This window comes from Rathayibacter rubneri (genome assembly GCF_023743255.1).
Classification (GTDB): domain Bacteria; phylum Actinomycetota; class Actinomycetes; order Actinomycetales; family Microbacteriaceae; genus Rathayibacter; species Rathayibacter rubneri.
Window position 1 is genome coordinate 1 of the sequence record NZ_JAMRYM010000039.1, and the last position, 17,083, is coordinate 17,083.

Below are 17,083 nucleotides of genomic sequence, written 5' to 3' on the forward strand. Positions count from 1 at the left end.
GGGTGCGGGGTGGACGTCGGGGAGCAGCGGCCCCGCGTCCGGTACCGTCGATCGCATGAGCGACGCCGCCGAGACCAGGACCATCCAACTCCGACGCTACGAGCTGTTCGACGGGGTGATCGACGACTTCCTCGCCTGGTTCCAGGCGAGGATCGTGCCGGCGCGCGAGGCGCTGGGCTTCCGGATCGAGTTCGCCTACGCCGACCGCGAGGTGAACGAGTTCGTCTGGGCGGTGAGCACCCCGGGCGACGCGGAGTCGTTCCTCGCGATCGAGAGGACGTACCTGGACTCGCCCGAGCGGGCGGCCGCCTTCGAGGGCGAGCCCACGCGCGTCGCCGTGCACCACGTGCGGCTCATCGAGCGCATCGTCTGACCCGCACTAGGCGCGGGCGCGCCGCACGGCCGCCCGCGCCGCGCGCAGCGCCAGGGAGCCCACGGCGACCGAGACGACGGTGCCGAGCAGCCGCGGCACGAGGTGCTTCGGGGTGTCGACGCCCTCGCGGTCGCGCGGGGACGGCAGGGCGCTCGGGGCCAGAACCCGTCCGCCGGCACCCGCCTCGGCCATGTGCGCGAGCCGCTGCAGCGCCTCGATGTTGCGCACCCAGAGGAACGAGTGCAGCAGCGGCTTCGGGATGAGCGTGCCCGGCCCCTTCACGGCCGTCTCGTGCATGCGCACGCGGCAGCCGTCCTTGTGCGGCTCCACCTCGATCCGCACCCGCGCCTCGCCCATCGGCCAGCCGGCCGCCTGGATGAGGAAGCGGCGCGGCGGGTCCCACTCGAGCACGGTGGTGCGGTCGTCGATCACCAGCGGCCACAGCCCGAAGGAGTGGTGCAGCTGCGAGCCCACGTGCGGGAAGTCCTGGTCGACCTTCCGCATCCGGGAGGCGCCCACGACCCACGAGGGGAAGAGCCACCCCGAGGACAGGGCGGCGAAGACGGACTCGGGCGGGCAGTGGAAGACGCGGGTGTTGCGGGACATCGCGGGCTCCTTCGTGGGCTCTCGGCGGGCGATGGAGCGCACCGGCGGCGCGACTCCGTTGTTCAGCGTGCCAGATCCTTCAGGGTGCCAGATCAGGCGCCCGCGTGATCCCGAACTCGTGCCGCAGGGCGCTGCGGGCGGCGTGCCAGCCGGCCATGCCGTGCACTCCGGGGCCCGGAGGGGTCGAGGACGAGCAGAGGTAGAGGCCCTCGGCCGGCGTCCGCCACGGGTCGGGCGACGGCACGGGGCGCGAGACCAGCTGCGCGACGCTCGCCGCTCCGGCCGCGATGTCGCCGCCGAGGTAGTTGGGGTTGTACTGCTCCATGTCGCGCGCGGTCATCGAGGAGACGCCGAGGATGCGGTCGCGGAAGCCCGGCGCGAACCGCTCGATCTGCGCGGTGATCGCCTCCTTCTGGTGCGCGGGCGAGTACCGGGGCACGTGCGTGTAGGCCCACAGCACGTGCTTGCCCTCGGGCGCACGGCCCGGATCGGCCAGCGACGGCTGTGCGACGAGCACGTAGGGGTTCTCGCTGTGGCGGCCCTCGGCCACGTCGCGCTCGGCTGCCGCGATCTCGGCGCGGGTGCCGCCGACGTGCAGCGTGCCCGCGCGGGCGAGCTCGGGGTTCGTCCACGGCACCGGTCCGTCGAGCGCGAAGTCGACCTTGGCGACGCCGTTGCCGTAGCGGAACAGCCGCAGCGCCTTCGCGTACGCGGCGGGCAGGCGGTCGCCCGCGAGGCGGAGCAGCGCCTCCGGAGTGAGGTCGAACAGCGTCGCGCGGGCGCTCGGCAGCTGCTCGAGCGAGGTCACCTCGACGCCCGTCTCGATCGTGCCGCCGTGCGCGAGGAGGTCCGCGGCCATCGCGTCGACGATCGACTGGCTGCCGCCGACCGGCACGGGCCAGCCGCGCGCATGCGCGTAGGTGCCGAGGGCGAGGGCGGCCGCGGCCGTCGACGGGCTCGGCATCGGACGGATCGAGTGCGCGGCGACGCCGGAGAGCATGGCCGGGGCCACGTCCTCGCGGAAGCGCAGGTTCCAGAACGGGGAGCCCTGCTCGAGCACCCGCAGGCCGAACCGCACGAGGACGCTCGGATCGGTGGGCACGCGCAGCAGCGCCTCGTTCGTGAAGCCGGCGACGCGGTCGGCTCGCTCCGCGAGCGGGCCCATCAGCGAGCGCCAGGCCGCCCCGTCGCGGCCGAGCGCCTCGACCGTGCGCTCGAGGTCGCGGTAGGCGATCCCCGCCCGCCCGCCGTCGAGCGGGTGCGCGTACGAGATCTCGGGGACGCGCAGGTCGATCCGCTCGTCGAGCCGGAAACGCCGGAAGAACTCCGATGCGAGCGCCATCGGATGGACCGCCGAGCAGACGTCGTGGTGGAAGCCGGGCAGCGTCAGCTCGGCCGTCCGCGCGCCGCCCCCGATCCGCTCGTTGCGCTCGAACAGGGAGACCGAGAGGCCCGCCCGGGCGAGGGTGACCGCCGCGGCGAGCCCGTTCGGACCCGCCCCGACGACGACCACGTCGACGTCGGTCACGGTCGCCTCCTCCGCAGGGTCGCGACGACGCCGACGACACCCGCGGCGGCCGCGACGGCGGCCCCGGCGTAGCTCGCCGCGCGGTGGCGGATCATCCAGATCTGCGGAGTCATGGTGTGCGCGCGGTCGCTGAAGAGGCCGCGCGCACCGTGGTCGCCGGGCACCGGCTCGTAGACGTTGTTCGGCAGCATCGGCTCCGTGACGTCGGGAGCCTGCTGCCCGTCGAAGGCGTTGCGCGCCAGGTACCAGTCCAGGAAGCCGCCCGCGAAGCGGTCGCCGAGGATCGTGCCCGCGGTCGGCTCGCCGACCCAGGTGCGCCGGCGCGGCCTGTCGGCCACATCGGCGATGGCGATCGCCCCGACCTCGGGCTCGTAGATGGGAGGCACGGGCTGCGGGTGGTGCGGCAGCTGCGACTTCACCCAGTTGAACTGGATGGTGTTCAGCGCCGGCATGTCGACCTCGGACAGCCTGATCGCGCTCTTGGAGTGCAGGAGCTCGGCCGTGACCGCCTCGGTGAAGCCGCGCGCGCCGAACTTCGAGGCGCAGTACGCGGCCTGGAGCGGGATGCCGCGGTGCGCGAGCGCCGAGCCGACCTGGATCACGTGACCGCGGCCGCGCGGGGTCATCCGCGAGAGCGCCGCGCGCGTGCCGTTGACGAAGCCGAAGAAGTTGACGGCGACCGCGCGCTCGAAGTCGGCGGGCTCGGTCGACAGGAACTCGCCGAAAACCCCGACCATCGCGTCGTTGACCCACAGCTCGATCGGACCGAGCTCGGCCTCGATGCGGTCGGCGGCGGCCTCGACGGCCTCGCGGTCGGCGACGTCTGTCGGCACCCCGAGGGCACGGCGCCCCGCCTGCTCGATCTCGGCGACCGTCGCGGCGAGTCCGTCCTCGCCCCGGGCGAGCACCGCGACGTCCCATCCGCGCTTCGCGAGCTCGCGCACGGTCGCGCGGCCGAGGCCGGCGGTGCCTCCGGTGACGACGGCGACGCCGCGGCTCATGCGCGGGCTCCCGTAGCGGGCGTGGCGGTGGTGGGGATCTGCGTCATGGGTCGGGCTCCTTCGCGAGGGCGCGGTCTGCGTGTCCTTCCCGATCCACGGTAGGCGCGTCGGAGCCCGTTCGCGCGGGCTTGCGCCGACGCCGTGGAGCACTCGGAGCATCCGCGCCTGGGGAGGAGCGTCGGAGGCGGGCCTCGGAGCCACCGCCTTCCCAGAGGTCCAGGAGACCACCAGCGACCGTCCAGACGACGGGTCGAGACTGGCGCCCGCCGCCGCATCCGGCGACCGGACGACCGGAAGCACGCATGAACGCACTCCTCGGGCTGAGCCTCTCCTCGGGCCCCCTCGTCGTGACCGTGTACGCGGTCGCGGCCCTCGCCTTCGCCGGCCTCGCGATCGCCTACGCGCGCTCGCGCCCCGGGGGCCGCCCGCGCCGATCCGCGGCCGTCGCGGCAGTGCTCCTCGTCGGCACGATCGGGGGAGCCGCCCTGGCCGCACTGCTCGACGGCACGGACGGCCCGTTCGGCGTCGACTTCACCGCCGTCACCCGCCTCTGGGCGGGACTCGCCCTCGGCGGGCTCGGCGTCGCCGGCCTCGTGCTCGCCCACGCCCTCACCCGTCGTCGCGCTCGACGCGCCCTGGCCTCGGTCGGCGTCGCGCTCCTGGTCGTCCTGACCTCCGCGATGACGGTGAACATCGACTTCGGGCAGTACCCCACGCTCCGCAGCGCACTCGGGATCAGCGAGTACCCCGTCCAGGACTCCCCGCTCGCCTCGACCGGCGGCGCTCATCCCGCTCTCGCCGACTGGACCGCCCCCGCCGGCATGCCCACCGCCGGCCGCGTGTCCTCGGTGACGATCCCCGCGACCGCCTCCGGATTCGCCGCGCGCGACGCGGTGGTCTACCTGCCCCCGGCCGCCCTCACCGCGGCCCCTCCGCTGCTCCCGGTCATGGTGATGCTCTCGGGCCAGCCCGGCTCCCCCTCCGACCCGCTCTCGACCGAGAAGCTGCAGCAGGCTCTCGACGCGTACGCCGCCGCGCACGCCGGGCTCGCGCCGATCGTGGTCTCGCCCGACCAGCTGGGCGATCCGGACACGAACCCGATGTGCGTCGACTCGCCGCTGGGGAACTCGGCGACGTACCTCACCGTCGACGTGCCCGCGTGGATCCGCGCGAACCTGCCCGTCCTGCCCGACGCGCACGACTGGGCGATCGGCGGCCTCTCGCAGGGTGGTACCTGCGCGATCCAGCTGGGCGCCGCTCATCCGGAGCTCTTCGGCGCGATCGTCGACGCCTCGGGCGAGCTCGCGCCGACCCTCGGCGAGGAGGCGACGACGATCGAGAAGGGCTTCGGCGGCAGCGCGAGCGCCTACGAGGCCGCGAAGCCCGCCAGCATCCTCGCGGCGCACGCTCCCTACGCCGACACGGTCGCGGTGTTCGGAGTGGGCGCCGACGACACGACGTTCCTCGACGGCGTCAGGACCCTCCACGCCGACGCGACAGCGGCCGGGATGCGGACCACCTACCTCGAGGTGCCGGACAGCGCGCACGACGCGACCGCCTGGACCGGCGTCTTCGATCAGGCGCTGCAGCTGCTCGCCGCGCGCTGGGAGCTCGTCCCCGCCTCCTGAGCGGCGTTCCGGGCGCCCGGCTCAGCCGCGCGCCGCCGCCTCGGCCGCCGCCACCGCCGCGTCCACTCCCCCGCTCCACGGAGCGCCGTGCCCCGGGAGCACCCAGGCCGCGCGGGTCGGCACGAGGAGCCGCAGCGACGCGAGGGCCTGCTCCGGATCGTCGGTGAAGGGAGCGGGCTGCGGGCCCGAACGCCCGGTGAGGACGTGGCGCGTGGTCAGTCCGTCCCCCACGAAGACGGCGTCGACGACGGGCACGTGCACCGCGATGCTGCCGGCCGAGTGGCCGGGCAGTCCGATGACGCGGGGCGAGCCCGGCAGCTCGAGCACGTCGCCGTCGGCCACCTCGACGACCTCGGTCAGCGGAGGGATGCGGAGGCCGCCCTTGCGCGCGAAGTAGGCGAGGAACCCCGCCATCGCACCCAGCCGCATCGTCTGCGTGCCGTTGGCGGGCTTCTTCCCGCCCTTCGCCCGGTCGGCGTCCGCGGCGTGGACGAACACGGGGACGCCGTGCTCGCGGCGGAGGCGCTCCGCGAAGCCGATGTGATCGGAGTCGCCGTGGGTGAGGACCACGCCCTTCACGTCCTCGATCGGGCGCCCGAGAGCGGTGAGCGCGGCGAGGAGGTCGGACCAGTGGCCGGGGAGTCCGGCGTCGATGAGGGTGATGCCCTCGGGCACCGAGACGAGGTAGGAGGCGACGATGTCCGAGCCGAGGCGGTGGAGCGAGGGGGTGAGTTCCATGATGGCTACGCTAGTTAGCCATCATAGCTACTGTCAATAGCTATGCTGGGGACATGCCCACTCCCGACCGCACCACCCACGACGCCATCGTCGCCGCTGCCGCCGCGCTCCTCGAGCAGGAGGGGCTCGCGGGAGTCACGATGCAGGCCGTCGCGCAGCGGGTGGGCGTGCGCGCACCCTCCCTCTACAAGAGGGTCGAGAGCAGAGAGGCGCTGATCCGCTCGGTGGCGGAGGCGACGCTGCGCGACTACGCCGACCGGCTGGGCGCGCAGAGCGATCCGGCGCGCATCGCCGACGTGCTGAGGCGCTTCGGGCACGAGCGGCCCGCCGCGTTCCAGCTCGTGATGACGCCGGCCGCGGGGACGCCGGTGGCCGCGCAGGAGTACCGGGTCGCGGCGAGCACGTCGCTCCTGCAGGCGATGGAGGCGCTCGCCGGCCCCGAGCGGACGCTCGAGGCCGCGCGGACCCTCACCGCGTGGGCCACGGGATTCATCAGCATGGAGATCAACGGCGGCTTCACCCTCGGCGGCGACGTCGAGGACGCGTGGGCGTTCGGGCTCGAGCGCCTCCTCCGGGCGCTGGCCGCCGACTGATCTCAGCCGCGACGGGTCGACCAGAGCGCCCAGGCGACGAGGACCGGCTGGAAGAGCAGCCGCACCGCGCGCTTGCGATCGGTGTCGAGGCCGAAGGCGCTGGTCTTCGTGAGGTACTGCGAGATGTTGCCGGGGAAGATCGCGGTGAAGAAGGCGGCCGCGGCGTTCCCGACGAGGGGCGAGGTGCGGCGCGAGACGACGAGCGCCGCTCCGAGGGCGATCTCGACCACGCCCGAGGCCAGCACGACCGTGTCCTCGTCCAGCGGCACCCACTCCGGCACCTGCGCCTGGAACTCCTCGCGCGCGCGGGTCAGGTGGCTCACCCCTGCGAAGACGAGGGCGGAGCCGAGCAGCAGCTTGGCCCCGGTGCGGGCGGCGGACAGGGCGGAGACGCGTGACATCCCTCCATCGTGCCGCGGCGGCCCCGCGCGCGCCGACCGCGCGGGCGCATCCGCACGGACGTGCGCCCGGTGCCGTGTCGGAGGCCCGTCCTAGGGTGAACGCGTGACAGATCGCATCCTCGTCCTCACCACCGGCGGCACGATCGACAAGGAGTACTCGCTCTCGGGCGAGCTCGTCATCGGAGCTCCGACCGTCCCGCGCCTGCTCGAGCCCGTGCTCTCGACGCTCGAGTTCCGCGTCGAGGAGGTGCTCGCGAAGGACAGCCTCGATCTCGACGACGACGACCGCGCCCTCATCCGGCGCCGCGTGCTCGAGGCCGAGGAGGACCGCATCGTCCTCACCCACGGCACTGACACGATGACCGCCACCGCCGAGGCGATCGGCACGGTCCGGGATCGCGTCGTCGTGCTGACCGGCGCCATGCAGCCCGCGCGGATGCGCGACAGCGACGCGTCCTTCAACCTCGGCGTCGCCGTGGCGGCCGTGCAGCTGCTGCCGCCGGGCGTGTACCTCGCCATGAGCGGCCGGGTGCTTCCCGCGGGTGCGGTCGTGAAGGACCGCGCGGCCGGGATCTTCCTCCCCGCCTGACGGGGCGTCTCAGCTCGAGGTCGCCCGCGTGCACTCCGCGCACAGGCCGAACACGTCCACCACGTGGTGCGCATCCGTGAAGCCGTGCTGACCCGCGACGGAGCGCGCCCAGGTCTCGACCTCGTCGGCCGCGATCTCCACGGTCAGACCGCAGCGCCGGCAGATCAGGTGGTGGTGGTGCGTGCCCGGCGTGCAGGCCCGGTACAGGCTCTCGCCGTCGGGCGACTGCAGCGAGTCGGCCTCGCCCTCGACCGCGAGGTCGGCGAGCGCCCGGTAGACCGTGGCGAGTCCGATCGGCGACCCGGAGGCGTGCAGCGCGCTGTGCAGCCCCTGCGCGCTGACGAAGTCGTCGCGCCCGGTGAGCGCCTCGCGCACCGCTTCCCTCTGCCACGTGTTCCGCTTGATGACCGGTCCACCTTCCCGTCTGACGACCCGGGCCACGCTATACCCCCGCCCCGACGAGCGCCGGAGTGCGACGGCGACGGACGCCGCGCCGACCGATGATCCGGCAGACGACGTAGATCGTGAACGAGATCGTCGTGACGTAGGGGCTGATCGGCACGGAGCCGCCGAGCGCCAGCAGGATCCCGCCCACCAGCGCGCCGACCGCGAACAACGTGCTCAGCAGCGGCACGACCACCGGCGACGCCGAGACCCGCAGCGCCGCGGCGGCCGGGGTGACGAGGATCGCGAGCACCAGGAGCGAGCCGACGACCTGCACCGAGACCGCGACGGCGAGCCCGAGCAGCAGCATGAAGACGATCGACAGCGCGCGGGTCGGCACGCCGCGGGCGGCCGCCACATCGGCGTCGACGCTCGCGAAGGTCAGCGGGCGCCAGATCAGCGCGAGGCCGATCACGACGACGACCGAGATCGCGATGAGCCAGCCCAGCTGCGGGTCGTCGACGGCGACGATCTGCCCGGTGAGCAGGCCGAACTTGTTGGCGCTGCGGCCCGGGTAGAGCGCGAGGCAGAGGATCCCGATGCCCAGGCCGAACGGCATCAGCACGGCGATGATCGAGTTGCGGTCGCGGGCCCGGGAGCCGAGCAGCCCGATCAGCAGCGCCGCGACCAGGGAGCCGACGATCGAGCCCTGCACCACGCCGATCCCGAGCAGGAGCCCCGCGGAGGCGCCCGCGAAGGACAGCTCGCTGATGCCGTGCACCGCGAACGCCATGTCGCGCGACATGACGAAGACGCCGATGAGGCCGCCGACGACACCCAGCACCGCTCCCGCGATGACGGAGTTCCTCAGCAGCGACAGCAGGGCGCCGTAGTCCGAGAAGTCGAAGATCTGCGACCAGACGTCGTCCATCAGGCTCGATCCTCCGAGGTCTCGTGGCGGTGCTCGTGCCGGTGCTCTCCCTCGTGCTCGTGCACGTGGGAGTGGTCGGGGGCGCCGACCACGATGATCCGGCCCCGGGCGCGGATCACGTCGACCGGCGCGTCGTAGAGGTCGCTCAGGACCTCCGAGCGCAGCACCTCGTCGGGGGTGCCGATGCGGAACCGGCCGCCGGCGAGGTACAGCACGCGGTCGACCATCCGCAGCACCGGATTCACGTCGTGCGTGACGAAGAGCACGCCCAGGTTCCGCTCGCGCCGGTGCCGGTCGATCAGCTCGCTGACCGCGCGCTGGTGCGCGAGGTCGAGCGCGATGAGGGGCTCGTCGCAGAGCAGGAGCGCGGGATCGCCGGCGAGGGCCTGCCCCACGCGCACCCGCTGCTGCTCGCCGCCCGAGAGGCTGCCGAGCGGGGCGTCGGCGTAGTCGGTCGCGCCGACCGCCGCGAGCAGCGCGTCGACCTGGGCGCGGCGGGCGCGCGAGGGCAGCGGCAGCCCGAAGCGGTGGCCGTCGATGCCGAGGCCGATGAGGTCGCGGGCGCGCAACGGCGTGCCGTCGTCGGCGAGCTTCTGCTGCGGGATGTACCCGATGCGGCGGTTGCCCCGGTGGACCGGGGCGCCGAGCACCTGCAGCTCGCCGGTGCTCAACGGCTGCTGACCCAGCACCGCCTTGAGCAGGCTCGTCTTGCCCGAGCCGTTCGCGCCGAGCACGGCGACGAACTCGCCCGCCCGCACGTCGAGGTCGACGCCGCTCCACAGCTCGCGGGAGCCGAAGCGGAGGCTCGCGTCGCGCATCCTCAGCACGGCCGGAGACGCCGGAAGGCCCGCCTCCGGGGAGGCGGGCCGATCGATCGGGGACGAGGGCGTCACGACGAGAGCGCCCCCTCGATCGCGTCGAGGTTCGCGGTCATCCAGCCGACGTAACCGCCGTCTCCGTCGGGCATCGTCTCGGTGACCGCGACCTCGGGGATCCCGGCCGACTGCGCGGCCTCGAGCACGGCCTCGGTCTGCGCATCGGAGGTCTGGGCGTTGTAGACGAGCGCGTCGACCGTGCCGTCCGAGAACAGCGCGAGCGTCTCCTGGAGCAGGGTGGCGGGCACGTCGGTGCCCTCCTCGATCGCCTCGCTGAACTCCTCCGGAGTCGCGTCGACGAGGCCGAGCGCCTCGGTCATGTACAGCGGGACGGGCTCGGTGATCGCGATGGAGCGGCCCTCGAGGGTGCCCTTCAGCTCCTGCTCGCGCTCGATCAGCGCGTCGAGGTCGCCGGTGAGGGACTCGGCGTTCGACGCGTAGGTCGAGGCGTTGCCGGGGTCGATGCTCGAGAGCCGGTCGGCGATCTCGGTCGCCACGTCGCGGGCGACCGTGAGGTCGTACCAGACGTGCTCGTTGTAGGCGGCGTGCCCGTGGCCGTCCTCGTCGGAGTGCTCCTCCTCGGCGCCCTCCTCCTCCTCGTGCGCGTGCTCGTCCTCGAGGCCGGCGACGACCGTCGCGGTGACGACGGGCGCCTCGGAGCCGGACGCGTCGATCATCGTGTCGACGAACGGGTCGTAGCCGCCGCCGTTCTCGATCACGAGCTGCGCGTCCGAGACGGCGAGCTGGTCGCGCGCCGTCGCCTCGTACTCGTGCGGGTCCTTCTCGGGGCTGTCGATGATGCTCGTGACCTCGACGAGGTCGCCGCCCACGCTCTGCGCGAGGTCGCCGTAGACGTTCGTCGAGGCGACGATCGAGACGAGACCGGAGTCGTCGCTCGCACCCGACGCGGAGCCGGAGCCGGAGCAGGCCGAGAGGGCGAGGGCCGCCGCGCCCACGAGGGCGGCGGCGGAGAGGGAGCGCGTGCGTGCGGTGCGGGTCGTCACGGAGAGCCAATCTGAGTCCGGGGTCGGACGGTCGGGATGCTTCACGGTACCGACTATTGATAACGATTGTCAAAGTCGACAGGCGGAGGCGGAGAGGACCGAGGAGAGGCGGGCCGCCGCGACACGCGGCGTCACACGCCGTCACCCCTCGACGCACGCGGCGCCAGCGCCGCCCGGGGCTGCGAGAGTCGCCGGACCGTTCGAGAGAGGACCACCGTGAGCACCGCACCGTCCCCGTCCACCGCCGCCCCGGCGACCCCGTCCAGCCCCGGCCGAGAGCCGGCCGCCCGTGCCACCGCGCTCGGCGACGCGCTGACCGACCGCTGGTCGGGCGCCGCGCGCCCCTCCTCCCCCGCCGAGTGGATCGCCCGCGCCGAGGAGGTGGCCTCGGTGCTCGCCGTCGACGCCCTCGAGCGCGATCGCGCCGGCGCCGCGCCGTTCGCCGAGGTCGCCCTGCTGAAGAACGCCGGGCTCGTCACGCTGCTGGGCCCCGTCGAGCACGGCGGCGGCGCGCAGGAGTGGACCACCGCCCTGCGCGTGATCCGGACCGTCTCGCGCGCCGACGGCTCGATCGGCCAGCTGCTGGGCTACCACTACCTCTGGGCGTGGGCGGCGCGACTGGTCGGCACGCCCGAGCAGATCGCGGCCGTCGAGCAGCTCGCGACCGAGGGGAACCTGCTCTACGGCGGTGCCGTGAATCCGCGCGACAGCGATCTGTCGATCCGGGAGGAGGGCGACGAGCTGGTCTTCTCGGGTCGCAAGTCGTTCTCGACGGGAGGCGTGGTCAGCGACCTGACCGTGCTCGAGGGGATCCTCGAGGGCACGGACACGCACGTCTTCGCCATCGTGCCGACCGCGCAGGACGGCATCGTCTTCGGCCGCGACTGGGACAGCCTCGGGCAGCGGCTCACGGAGTCGGGCTCGGTCGAGATCCGCGACGTGCGCGTGCCGTGGGCCGCGGCCGCCGGCTTCGTCGACCGCGAGTTCCAGCCGCTCGTCTACAACTCCCTGAACGTGCCGACGATCCAGCAGGTGTTCGCCGAATTCTACCTCGGCATCGCGCAGGGCGCTCTGGAGCACGCCGCGCGGTACACCCGCGAGCGCACCCGCGCCTGGCCCTACGGCGGCGACGACAAGGAGCGCGCCACCGACGAGTGGTACCTCCTCGAGGGCTACGGCGATCTGCAGGCGAAGCTGTGGGCGGCCGAGGCGCTCATCGACGCGACCGGAGCCGAGCTGTCCGCGGTGCTGCACGCGCCGCGCGAGGAGCTCACTCCGCGTCGCCGCGGCGAGATCGCCGTGCGGATCGCGGCCGCCAAGGCCCGCATCGTCGAGGACGGCCTCGAGACGGCGACCCGCGTCTTCGAGCTGACCGGCGCCCGCGCCACCGGGAGCACGGTCGGACTCGACCTCTACTGGCGGAACCTCCGCACCCACTCCCTGCACGATCCGATCGCGTACAAGCGCCGCGAGGTGGGCGTCTTCGCCCTGCTGGGCGACGTGCCGGAGCCCTCCTGGTACACCTGATCCGGGGAGGCGGCCTCGTCGGATCGGGGCCGCCTCAGATCAGGCCGTGCCGGAGGAACGCCGTCCGCACGCCGTCCTCGCGCACCGACGTCGTCACCTCGTCGGCGATCGCCAGCACGTCGCGGGTGGCGTTGCCCATCGCGATCCCCAGGCCCGCGGCGGTGATCATCTCGACGTCGTTCGAGCTGTCGCCGATCGCCACGGTGTCCTCGACCGGCAGTCCCAGCCGCTCGGCGAGCGCGACGAGCGCCGCCCCCTTGTCGACACCGGGGAGGCTCACCTCCCCGCCCGCGTGGCCGAGGTACGGGATGGTGCCGGTGACCACGTGGAAGCGCTCGCCCAGTCCGTCGCGCACCACGGCGAACGTGTCGTCGTGGTCGCCGAAGAACGTCGCCTTCGCGATCCCCTCGGTGGGCACCGGGCCCCGGGGAGTCTCGACGACCGGCTCCACCGCCTCGCCCCGCCGCGCGTGCAGCTCGGCGACGCGGCCGGCGAGCCCCCCGCTCGTGAAGACGGCGTCGTGCGACTGGAGCGTGTACTCGATCCGGTGGGCCTCGAAGAACGCGACGATCTCGCGGACGGCGTCGGCCGGCATGGTGCTCCTCGAGACGAGCTCGCCGTCGAGCTCGACGAACCCGCCGGCCGCCGAGACGACGCCGTCGAAGCCCAGGTCGAGGACCTTCTGCGGGATCTCGGGACGGGAGCGCCCGGTGGCGAGCAGCACGAGGTGGCCGTTGCGGCGGGCTCCCGCGACCGCCTCCGCGGACGACGGGGCGACGACGCCGTCGTCCATCAGCGTGCCGTCGATGTCGAGCAGGATCAGTCGGGAGCGGGTCACCCGCGGAGCCTACCGAGCTCGGCGGACCGCCCCGTCGTCCCCTGCTGGTCGAGCAGCCCCGCAGGGCGCGCGCGCCTCCCCGATCAGCACCCCCCCTGCTGGTCGAGCAGCCCCGCAGGGGCGTATCGAGACCCACCACCGCCAGCAGACCGGCGTCCCGACCCGCTCTGCTGACGCCCGCGGATCTCGAGACGGCCGCTCCGAGGCCTACTCGATCAGCAGGGGTGGTCGCCCGCACAGCCGGGGAGCGCCCGGCCCCCGTCAGCCGAGCGTCCGCGGCGCGCGGTACTCCCACTCGCGGTCCGCGTCGCCGATCGGGCGCAGCACCCGGGCCGGCACTCCGCCCGCGACGACCAGCGGAGGCACGCTCGCCGTCACCACCGCGCCCGCGGCCACGACCGAGCCCGCGCCGATGACGACGCCCGGCAGCAGGATCGCGCCCGCCCCGATCCAGACGTCGTCCTCGATCACGACCGGCGCCGAGAACTGCGTGCCGTCGCGGCGCAGCTCCGGATGCACCGGGTGCCCGGTCGTGCTGATCGTGACGTTCGGCGCGATCATCACCCGGTCGCCGATCACGACCTCGACGTCGTCGACGAGCGTCAGTCCGAAGTTCACGTAGACGTTCTCGCCCAGCCGCACCCGTCTGCCGTAGGCGACGCGCAGCGGGGGCTCGACCCAGACGCCCTCGCCCACCGACTCGAACAGCTCGTGCAGCAGGCGGGAGCGCTCGGCGCTCTCGCGCGGATCGGTCGCGTTGTACGCGTGCGCGAGCTCCTTGCCGCGGATGCGCTCCTCCTCGAGCGCCTCGAGGCCGTCACCGGCGTCGGTGTACAGCTCGTGGGCGTCCATCCGCCGGCGGACCTCGTGCTCGCGGGCGTCCATCGCGGCTCCTCTCGTCGAGTGTCCAGCGTGGGGGACGAGGCGTCCGCGGGCCGGGCGCGCCGCGCCGGGAGGACCACCGGAGCGCACGACGGCGACACCGTGTCCCAGCAGAAGCGGGCTCGGCGGGACGCGCAGTGGTACAACGTTGTAGGTTGAGCGCACCCCCGAGCGGAGGAGGACCGATGGCGGTCACGTTGCACGACGTCGCGCGCGCGTCCGGAGTGTCGATCAAGACGGTCTCGAACGTCATCAACGACTACCCGCACATCCGCCCGGCCACCCGCGAGCGGGTCGAGGCCGCGATCGCGGAGCTCGGCTACAGCCCGAACCTGTCGGCCAGGAGCCTGCGCCGCGGCCGTACCGGGGTGATCGGCCTCGCCCTGCCGGAGCTCAGCCTCGCCTACTTCGCCGAGCTGGCGGACAGCGTCATGCGGGCCGCGGACCGGCGCGGGCTCACGGTCCTCATCGAGCAGACCGGGGGCGACCCTGCCCGCGAGCGGAGCGTGCTGAGCTCGCCGCGACGCCAGCTCACCGACGGACTGCTCTTCAGTCCGCTCGGCATCGACATGAGCGACGAACCGGCGCTCGCGGTCGACTACCCGCTGGTCCTGCTCGGCGAGCGGATCTTCACCGAGCGCGTCGACCACGTCACGATGCAGAACGTCGAGGCGGCGCGGGCGGCGACCGCGCACCTGCTCGACAGCGGGCGTCGGCGCATCGTCGCGCTCGGAGCGCACGCCGACGAGGAGGTCGGCTCGGCCGTGCTCCGGACCCGCGGCTACCGCGAGGCGCTGGAGGCGGCGGGCGTGCCCTACGACGAGGACCTGATCGGCTACTCCGGGCCCTGGCACCGCCTGAACGGCGCGGTCGCGATGCGCGGCATCATCGAGTCCGGCGTCGACTTCGACGCCGTCTTCGCCTTCAACGACACGCTCGCGCTCGGCGCCGTCCGCACCCTGCAGGACGCGGGGCGGCACGTGCCGGACGACGTCGCGGTGATCGGCTTCGACGACATCGACGAGTCGCGCTACTCCGTGCCGAGCCTGTCCTCGATCGACCCGGGTCGGGAGGAGATCGCGCAGACGGCGGTCGACGTGCTGAAGGCGCGGATCGACGGCACGGACACCGGCGAGCACCGCCTGCGGACCGCCGCGTTCTCGGTGGTGCCGCGGGAGTCGAGCGCTCCGGTCTGAGCCCTCAGCCGCACGCGCAGATCTCGCGGCGGATCCACTCCCCCGCCTCGCCGACCGGCAGCCGGCCCCGGCGCAGCAGCCTGCTCCACTCGATCGCCCGCCGGGTGAGCCTGTCGTCCGCGCTGCCCGGACGGTCGCCGCCCGCGGTGCGCAGGAGCAGGTGGGCGAGCGCGCCGCCGAGGTAGAGGGTCGCCCCGGCCACCCCCGCGAAGTGCCGCGCCTGGCCGCGGGTCTCGTCGTCGTACGTCGCAGCGAAGCCGCGGCCGCGGATCCGGTTGCGGCCGCCGCCGGCGAGATCGAGCACTCCGAGCGGACCCGGGCGGATGCCCGCGATCTCGCGCGCCGTCGAGCGGATCAGCGCCCGGGGAGCGGGATCCGAGGCGGCGAGCGCCTCCACCCGGTCGGCGAGGAGGCTGCACGCGTCGATCGTTCCCACCCCTCCAGTGCAGCACGGACGGCTGGACGGACGCCTCGGGGCCGCTCGGCGAGCCGCTCTTGACAGGGCCTCGGCGACTCCGCATCATCGTTTCTACAACGTTGTCTCCATCGTTGTAGAAATGCCGGGGACGCGCTGCAGAACCTCCTCGCTCCCGCGAGGGAACCCTCCTCAGGCCGACGACGGCCGCATCCGAAAGGAAACGCAATGACGCGTCATTCGAAGAGACTGCTGGCTGCGGGGGTGGCCGTCGCGGCCTCCGCCGCTGCTCTCACCGGCTGCTCCGCCGGCAGCGAGGCCGCCAGCTGCGAGAACACGATCGTGAACGACGAGGCGAAGGTCGTCACGATGTGGGCCTGGTACCCCGAGTTCGAGGGCGTGGTCGACCTGTTCAACAACAGCCACGACGACGTCCAGATCTGCTGGAGCAACGCCGGCGCCGGCAACGACGAGTACACCAAGCTCACCACCGCCGTGCAGGCGGGCTCGGGCGCCCCCGACGTCGTCATGCTCGAGAGCGAGGTCGTGCAGAGCTACATCCCGCAGGACGCGCTCGTCGACCTCACCGAGTACGGCGCGTCCGACGTGCAGCAGAACTACTCCGAGGGCGCCTGGGCCGACGTCTCCAGCGGCAGCGGGACCTACGCGATCCCCGTCGACGGCGGACCCGTCGGCATGCTCTACCGCCAGGACATCCTCGACGAGTACGGCATCCCGGTCCCCACCACGTGGGAGGAGTACGCGGCCGCCGCGCAGGCGCTCAAGGACGCCGGCTCCACCACCCTGATGACCGACTACGCCGGCAACGGCCGCGCCTACCAGCAGGCGCTCTTCGCGCAGGCCGGATCCGTGCCCTACACCGTCGATGGCACCGACGTCACGGTCGACCTCGACGACGAGGCCAGCGCGAAGGTCATGAACTACTGGAACGACCTCGTCACCAAGGGCCTCGTCGGCACCGAGGACAGCTCGACCACCGACTACAACACGCACCTCGTCGACGGCACCTACGCGTCCGTCATCGCCGCCGCCTGGCTGCCCGGCTACCTGCAGGGCTTCGAGGGCGCCGACCCCGACGCCGTGTGGCGCGCCGCCCCGGTCCCCCAGTGGGAGGGCGAGGAGCCGACCCAGATCAACATCGGCGGATCCGCGTTCGCCGTGACCGAGCAGGCCGAGGACAAGGAGGCGGCGGCCCTCGTCGCCAAGGAGATCTTCGGCACCGAGGAGGCGTGGAAGATCGGCATCGAGAAGGCCGCGCTGTTCCCGCTCTGGAAGCCGATCCTCGAGTCGGACTACTTCGCGAACCTCGAGTACGACTTCTTCGGCGGTCAGCAGATCAACAAGGACGTCTTCCTCACCGCCGCGACCGAGTACCAGGGCTTCCAGGTCTCGCCGTTCCAGAACTTCGCCTACGACAAGCTCACCGAGGCCGTGAACGCGGTCAACAGCGGCGAGTCCAGCGTCGAGGACGCCCTCGCGACCTACCAGACCGCGGTCAGCGAGTACGCCGCCGGTCAGGGCTACACGGTCGGTTGACGATCGGCGGCCGCCGT

General features: G+C 73.2%; 19 protein-coding genes. 7 read left to right on the forward strand and 12 right to left on the reverse strand.

What is annotated here, in order from left to right; genetic code table 11:
- Positions 1-55 precede the first annotated feature (55 nt).
- Positions 56-373: a hypothetical protein gene (locus tag NB037_RS10375; protein ID WP_251945581.1), complete on the forward strand. Its 318-nt coding sequence runs from the start codon at positions 56-58 to the stop codon at positions 371-373.
- 6 nt (positions 374-379) lie between these two features.
- On the opposite strand, the gene NB037_RS10380 is transcribed toward NB037_RS10375, so the two are convergent.
- The 3 genes from NB037_RS10380 to NB037_RS10390 all read right to left on the reverse strand — a co-directional run bounded on the left by NB037_RS10380 (position 380) and on the right by NB037_RS10390 (position 3,508).
- A complete protein-coding gene (locus tag NB037_RS10380) occupies positions 380-979 on the reverse strand; it encodes an SRPBCC family protein (protein WP_308202071.1) in 600 nt (199 codons plus the stop codon).
- Between the two features lie 79 nt (positions 980-1,058).
- Entirely contained in the window at positions 1,059-2,507 is a 1,449-nt protein-coding gene (locus tag NB037_RS10385; RefSeq protein WP_251945582.1) for a phytoene desaturase family protein, read from the reverse strand.
- Entirely contained in the window at positions 2,504-3,508 is a 1,005-nt protein-coding gene (locus NB037_RS10390; protein WP_251945583.1) for an SDR family oxidoreductase, read from the reverse strand. Before NB037_RS10390 ends, NB037_RS10385 begins: the two co-directional genes overlap by 4 nt.
- Before the next feature lie 302 nt (positions 3,509-3,810).
- Here NB037_RS10390 and NB037_RS10395 point away from each other — a divergent pair, with 302 nt between their 5' ends.
- Positions 3,811-5,136 (forward strand): alpha/beta hydrolase, encoded by a 1,326-nt coding sequence (locus NB037_RS10395; protein ID WP_251945584.1) that lies wholly within the window; start codon positions 3,811-3,813, stop codon positions 5,134-5,136.
- Between the two features lie 21 nt (positions 5,137-5,157).
- Here NB037_RS10395 and NB037_RS10400 read toward each other — a convergent pair whose 3' ends face one another.
- On the reverse strand, positions 5,158-5,874 hold the full coding sequence (locus NB037_RS10400; RefSeq protein ID WP_251945585.1) for an MBL fold metallo-hydrolase: 717 nt from the start codon (positions 5,872-5,874) through the stop codon (positions 5,158-5,160).
- A 53-nt stretch (positions 5,875-5,927) separates the two neighbouring features.
- Between NB037_RS10400 and NB037_RS10405 the strand changes: the two genes are divergently transcribed.
- Entirely contained in the window at positions 5,928-6,467 is a 540-nt protein-coding gene (locus NB037_RS10405) for a TetR/AcrR family transcriptional regulator (protein ID WP_251945586.1), read from the forward strand.
- A gap of 2 nt (positions 6,468-6,469) precedes the next feature.
- On the opposite strand, the gene NB037_RS10410 is transcribed toward NB037_RS10405, so the two are convergent.
- Entirely contained in the window at positions 6,470-6,868 is a 399-nt protein-coding gene (locus NB037_RS10410; protein ID WP_251945587.1) for a DoxX family protein, read from the reverse strand.
- Positions 6,869-6,971: 103 nt separating this feature from the next.
- Between NB037_RS10410 and NB037_RS10415 the strand changes: the two genes are divergently transcribed.
- A complete protein-coding gene (locus NB037_RS10415; protein ID WP_207407092.1) occupies positions 6,972-7,457 on the forward strand; it encodes an asparaginase domain-containing protein in 486 nt (161 codons plus the stop codon).
- Between the two features lie 9 nt (positions 7,458-7,466).
- Here the strand turns inward: NB037_RS10415 and NB037_RS10420 are convergent, their stop codons facing one another.
- From NB037_RS10420 to NB037_RS10435, 4 genes are all read right to left on the reverse strand, one after another.
- On the reverse strand, positions 7,467-7,862 hold the full coding sequence (locus tag NB037_RS10420) for a Fur family transcriptional regulator (protein ID WP_251945608.1): 396 nt from the start codon (positions 7,860-7,862) through the stop codon (positions 7,467-7,469).
- 37 nt (positions 7,863-7,899) lie between these two features.
- Positions 7,900-8,772: a metal ABC transporter permease gene (locus NB037_RS10425; protein ID WP_251945588.1), complete on the reverse strand. Its 873-nt coding sequence runs from the start codon at positions 8,770-8,772 to the stop codon at positions 7,900-7,902.
- Positions 8,772-9,590 carry a metal ABC transporter ATP-binding protein gene (locus tag NB037_RS10430; RefSeq protein WP_251945589.1) on the reverse strand — a complete coding sequence of 273 codons (819 nt, stop codon included), beginning with the start codon at positions 9,588-9,590 and terminating at the stop codon, positions 8,772-8,774. Before NB037_RS10430 ends, NB037_RS10425 begins: the two co-directional genes overlap by 1 nt.
- A gap of 71 nt (positions 9,591-9,661) precedes the next feature.
- A complete protein-coding gene (locus tag NB037_RS10435) occupies positions 9,662-10,651 on the reverse strand; it encodes a metal ABC transporter solute-binding protein, Zn/Mn family (protein WP_251945590.1) in 990 nt (329 codons plus the stop codon).
- Between the two features lie 216 nt (positions 10,652-10,867).
- Between NB037_RS10435 and NB037_RS10440 the strand changes: the two genes are divergently transcribed.
- Positions 10,868-12,178 carry an acyl-CoA dehydrogenase family protein gene (locus NB037_RS10440; protein ID WP_251945591.1) on the forward strand — a complete coding sequence of 437 codons (1,311 nt, stop codon included), beginning with the start codon at positions 10,868-10,870 and terminating at the stop codon, positions 12,176-12,178.
- 34 nt (positions 12,179-12,212) lie between these two features.
- Here NB037_RS10440 and NB037_RS10445 read toward each other — a convergent pair whose 3' ends face one another.
- Together NB037_RS10445 and NB037_RS10450 are read right to left on the reverse strand one after the other, a co-directional pair.
- Complete coding sequence (locus tag NB037_RS10445; RefSeq protein WP_251945592.1) at positions 12,213-13,016, reverse strand: HAD family hydrolase; 804 nt, start codon at positions 13,014-13,016, stop codon at positions 12,213-12,215.
- Between the two features lie 261 nt (positions 13,017-13,277).
- Positions 13,278-13,901: a maltose acetyltransferase domain-containing protein gene (locus tag NB037_RS10450; RefSeq protein WP_251945593.1), complete on the reverse strand. Its 624-nt coding sequence runs from the start codon at positions 13,899-13,901 to the stop codon at positions 13,278-13,280.
- 182 nt (positions 13,902-14,083) lie between these two features.
- Here NB037_RS10450 and NB037_RS10455 point away from each other — a divergent pair, with 182 nt between their 5' ends.
- Positions 14,084-15,094: a LacI family DNA-binding transcriptional regulator gene (locus NB037_RS10455; RefSeq protein ID WP_251945594.1), complete on the forward strand. Its 1,011-nt coding sequence runs from the start codon at positions 14,084-14,086 to the stop codon at positions 15,092-15,094.
- Positions 15,095-15,098: 4 nt separating this feature from the next.
- On the opposite strand, the gene NB037_RS10460 is transcribed toward NB037_RS10455, so the two are convergent.
- On the reverse strand, positions 15,099-15,530 hold the full coding sequence (locus NB037_RS10460; protein WP_251945595.1) for a hypothetical protein: 432 nt from the start codon (positions 15,528-15,530) through the stop codon (positions 15,099-15,101).
- A 207-nt stretch (positions 15,531-15,737) separates the two neighbouring features.
- Here NB037_RS10460 and NB037_RS10465 point away from each other — a divergent pair, with 207 nt between their 5' ends.
- Positions 15,738-17,066: an ABC transporter substrate-binding protein gene (locus NB037_RS10465; RefSeq protein ID WP_251945596.1), complete on the forward strand. Its 1,329-nt coding sequence runs from the start codon at positions 15,738-15,740 to the stop codon at positions 17,064-17,066.
- The last annotated feature ends 17 nt before the right edge of the window (positions 17,067-17,083 follow it).

Bases quoted from the DNA above. Each gene is read 5' to 3' on its own strand.
- NB037_RS10450 (WP_251945593.1), bottom strand. From the start codon at position 13,901: ATGGACGCCCGCGAGCACGAGGTCCGCCGGCGGATGGACGCCCACGAG.
- NB037_RS10405 (WP_251945586.1), top strand. From the start codon at position 5,928: ATGCCCACTCCCGACCGCACCACCCACGACGCCATCGTCGCCGCTGCC.
- NB037_RS10430 (WP_251945589.1), bottom strand. From the start codon at position 9,590: ATGCGCGACGCGAGCCTCCGCTTCGGCTCCCGCGAGCTGTGGAGCGGC.
- NB037_RS10410 (WP_251945587.1), bottom strand. From the start codon at position 6,868: ATGTCACGCGTCTCCGCCCTGTCCGCCGCCCGCACCGGGGCCAAGCTG.
- NB037_RS10465 (WP_251945596.1), top strand. From the start codon at position 15,738: ATGACGCGTCATTCGAAGAGACTGCTGGCTGCGGGGGTGGCCGTCGCG.
- NB037_RS10380 (WP_308202071.1), bottom strand. From the start codon at position 979: ATGTCCCGCAACACCCGCGTCTTCCACTGCCCGCCCGAGTCCGTCTTC.
- NB037_RS10375 (WP_251945581.1), top strand. From the start codon at position 56: ATGAGCGACGCCGCCGAGACCAGGACCATCCAACTCCGACGCTACGAG.
- NB037_RS10455 (WP_251945594.1), top strand. From the start codon at position 14,084: ATGGCGGTCACGTTGCACGACGTCGCGCGCGCGTCCGGAGTGTCGATC.
- NB037_RS10400 (WP_251945585.1), bottom strand. From the start codon at position 5,874: ATGGAACTCACCCCCTCGCTCCACCGCCTCGGCTCGGACATCGTCGCC.
- NB037_RS10425 (WP_251945588.1), bottom strand. From the start codon at position 8,772: ATGGACGACGTCTGGTCGCAGATCTTCGACTTCTCGGACTACGGCGCC.
- NB037_RS10395 (WP_251945584.1), top strand. From the start codon at position 3,811: ATGAACGCACTCCTCGGGCTGAGCCTCTCCTCGGGCCCCCTCGTCGTG.
- NB037_RS10390 (WP_251945583.1), bottom strand. From the start codon at position 3,508: ATGAGCCGCGGCGTCGCCGTCGTCACCGGAGGCACCGCCGGCCTCGGC.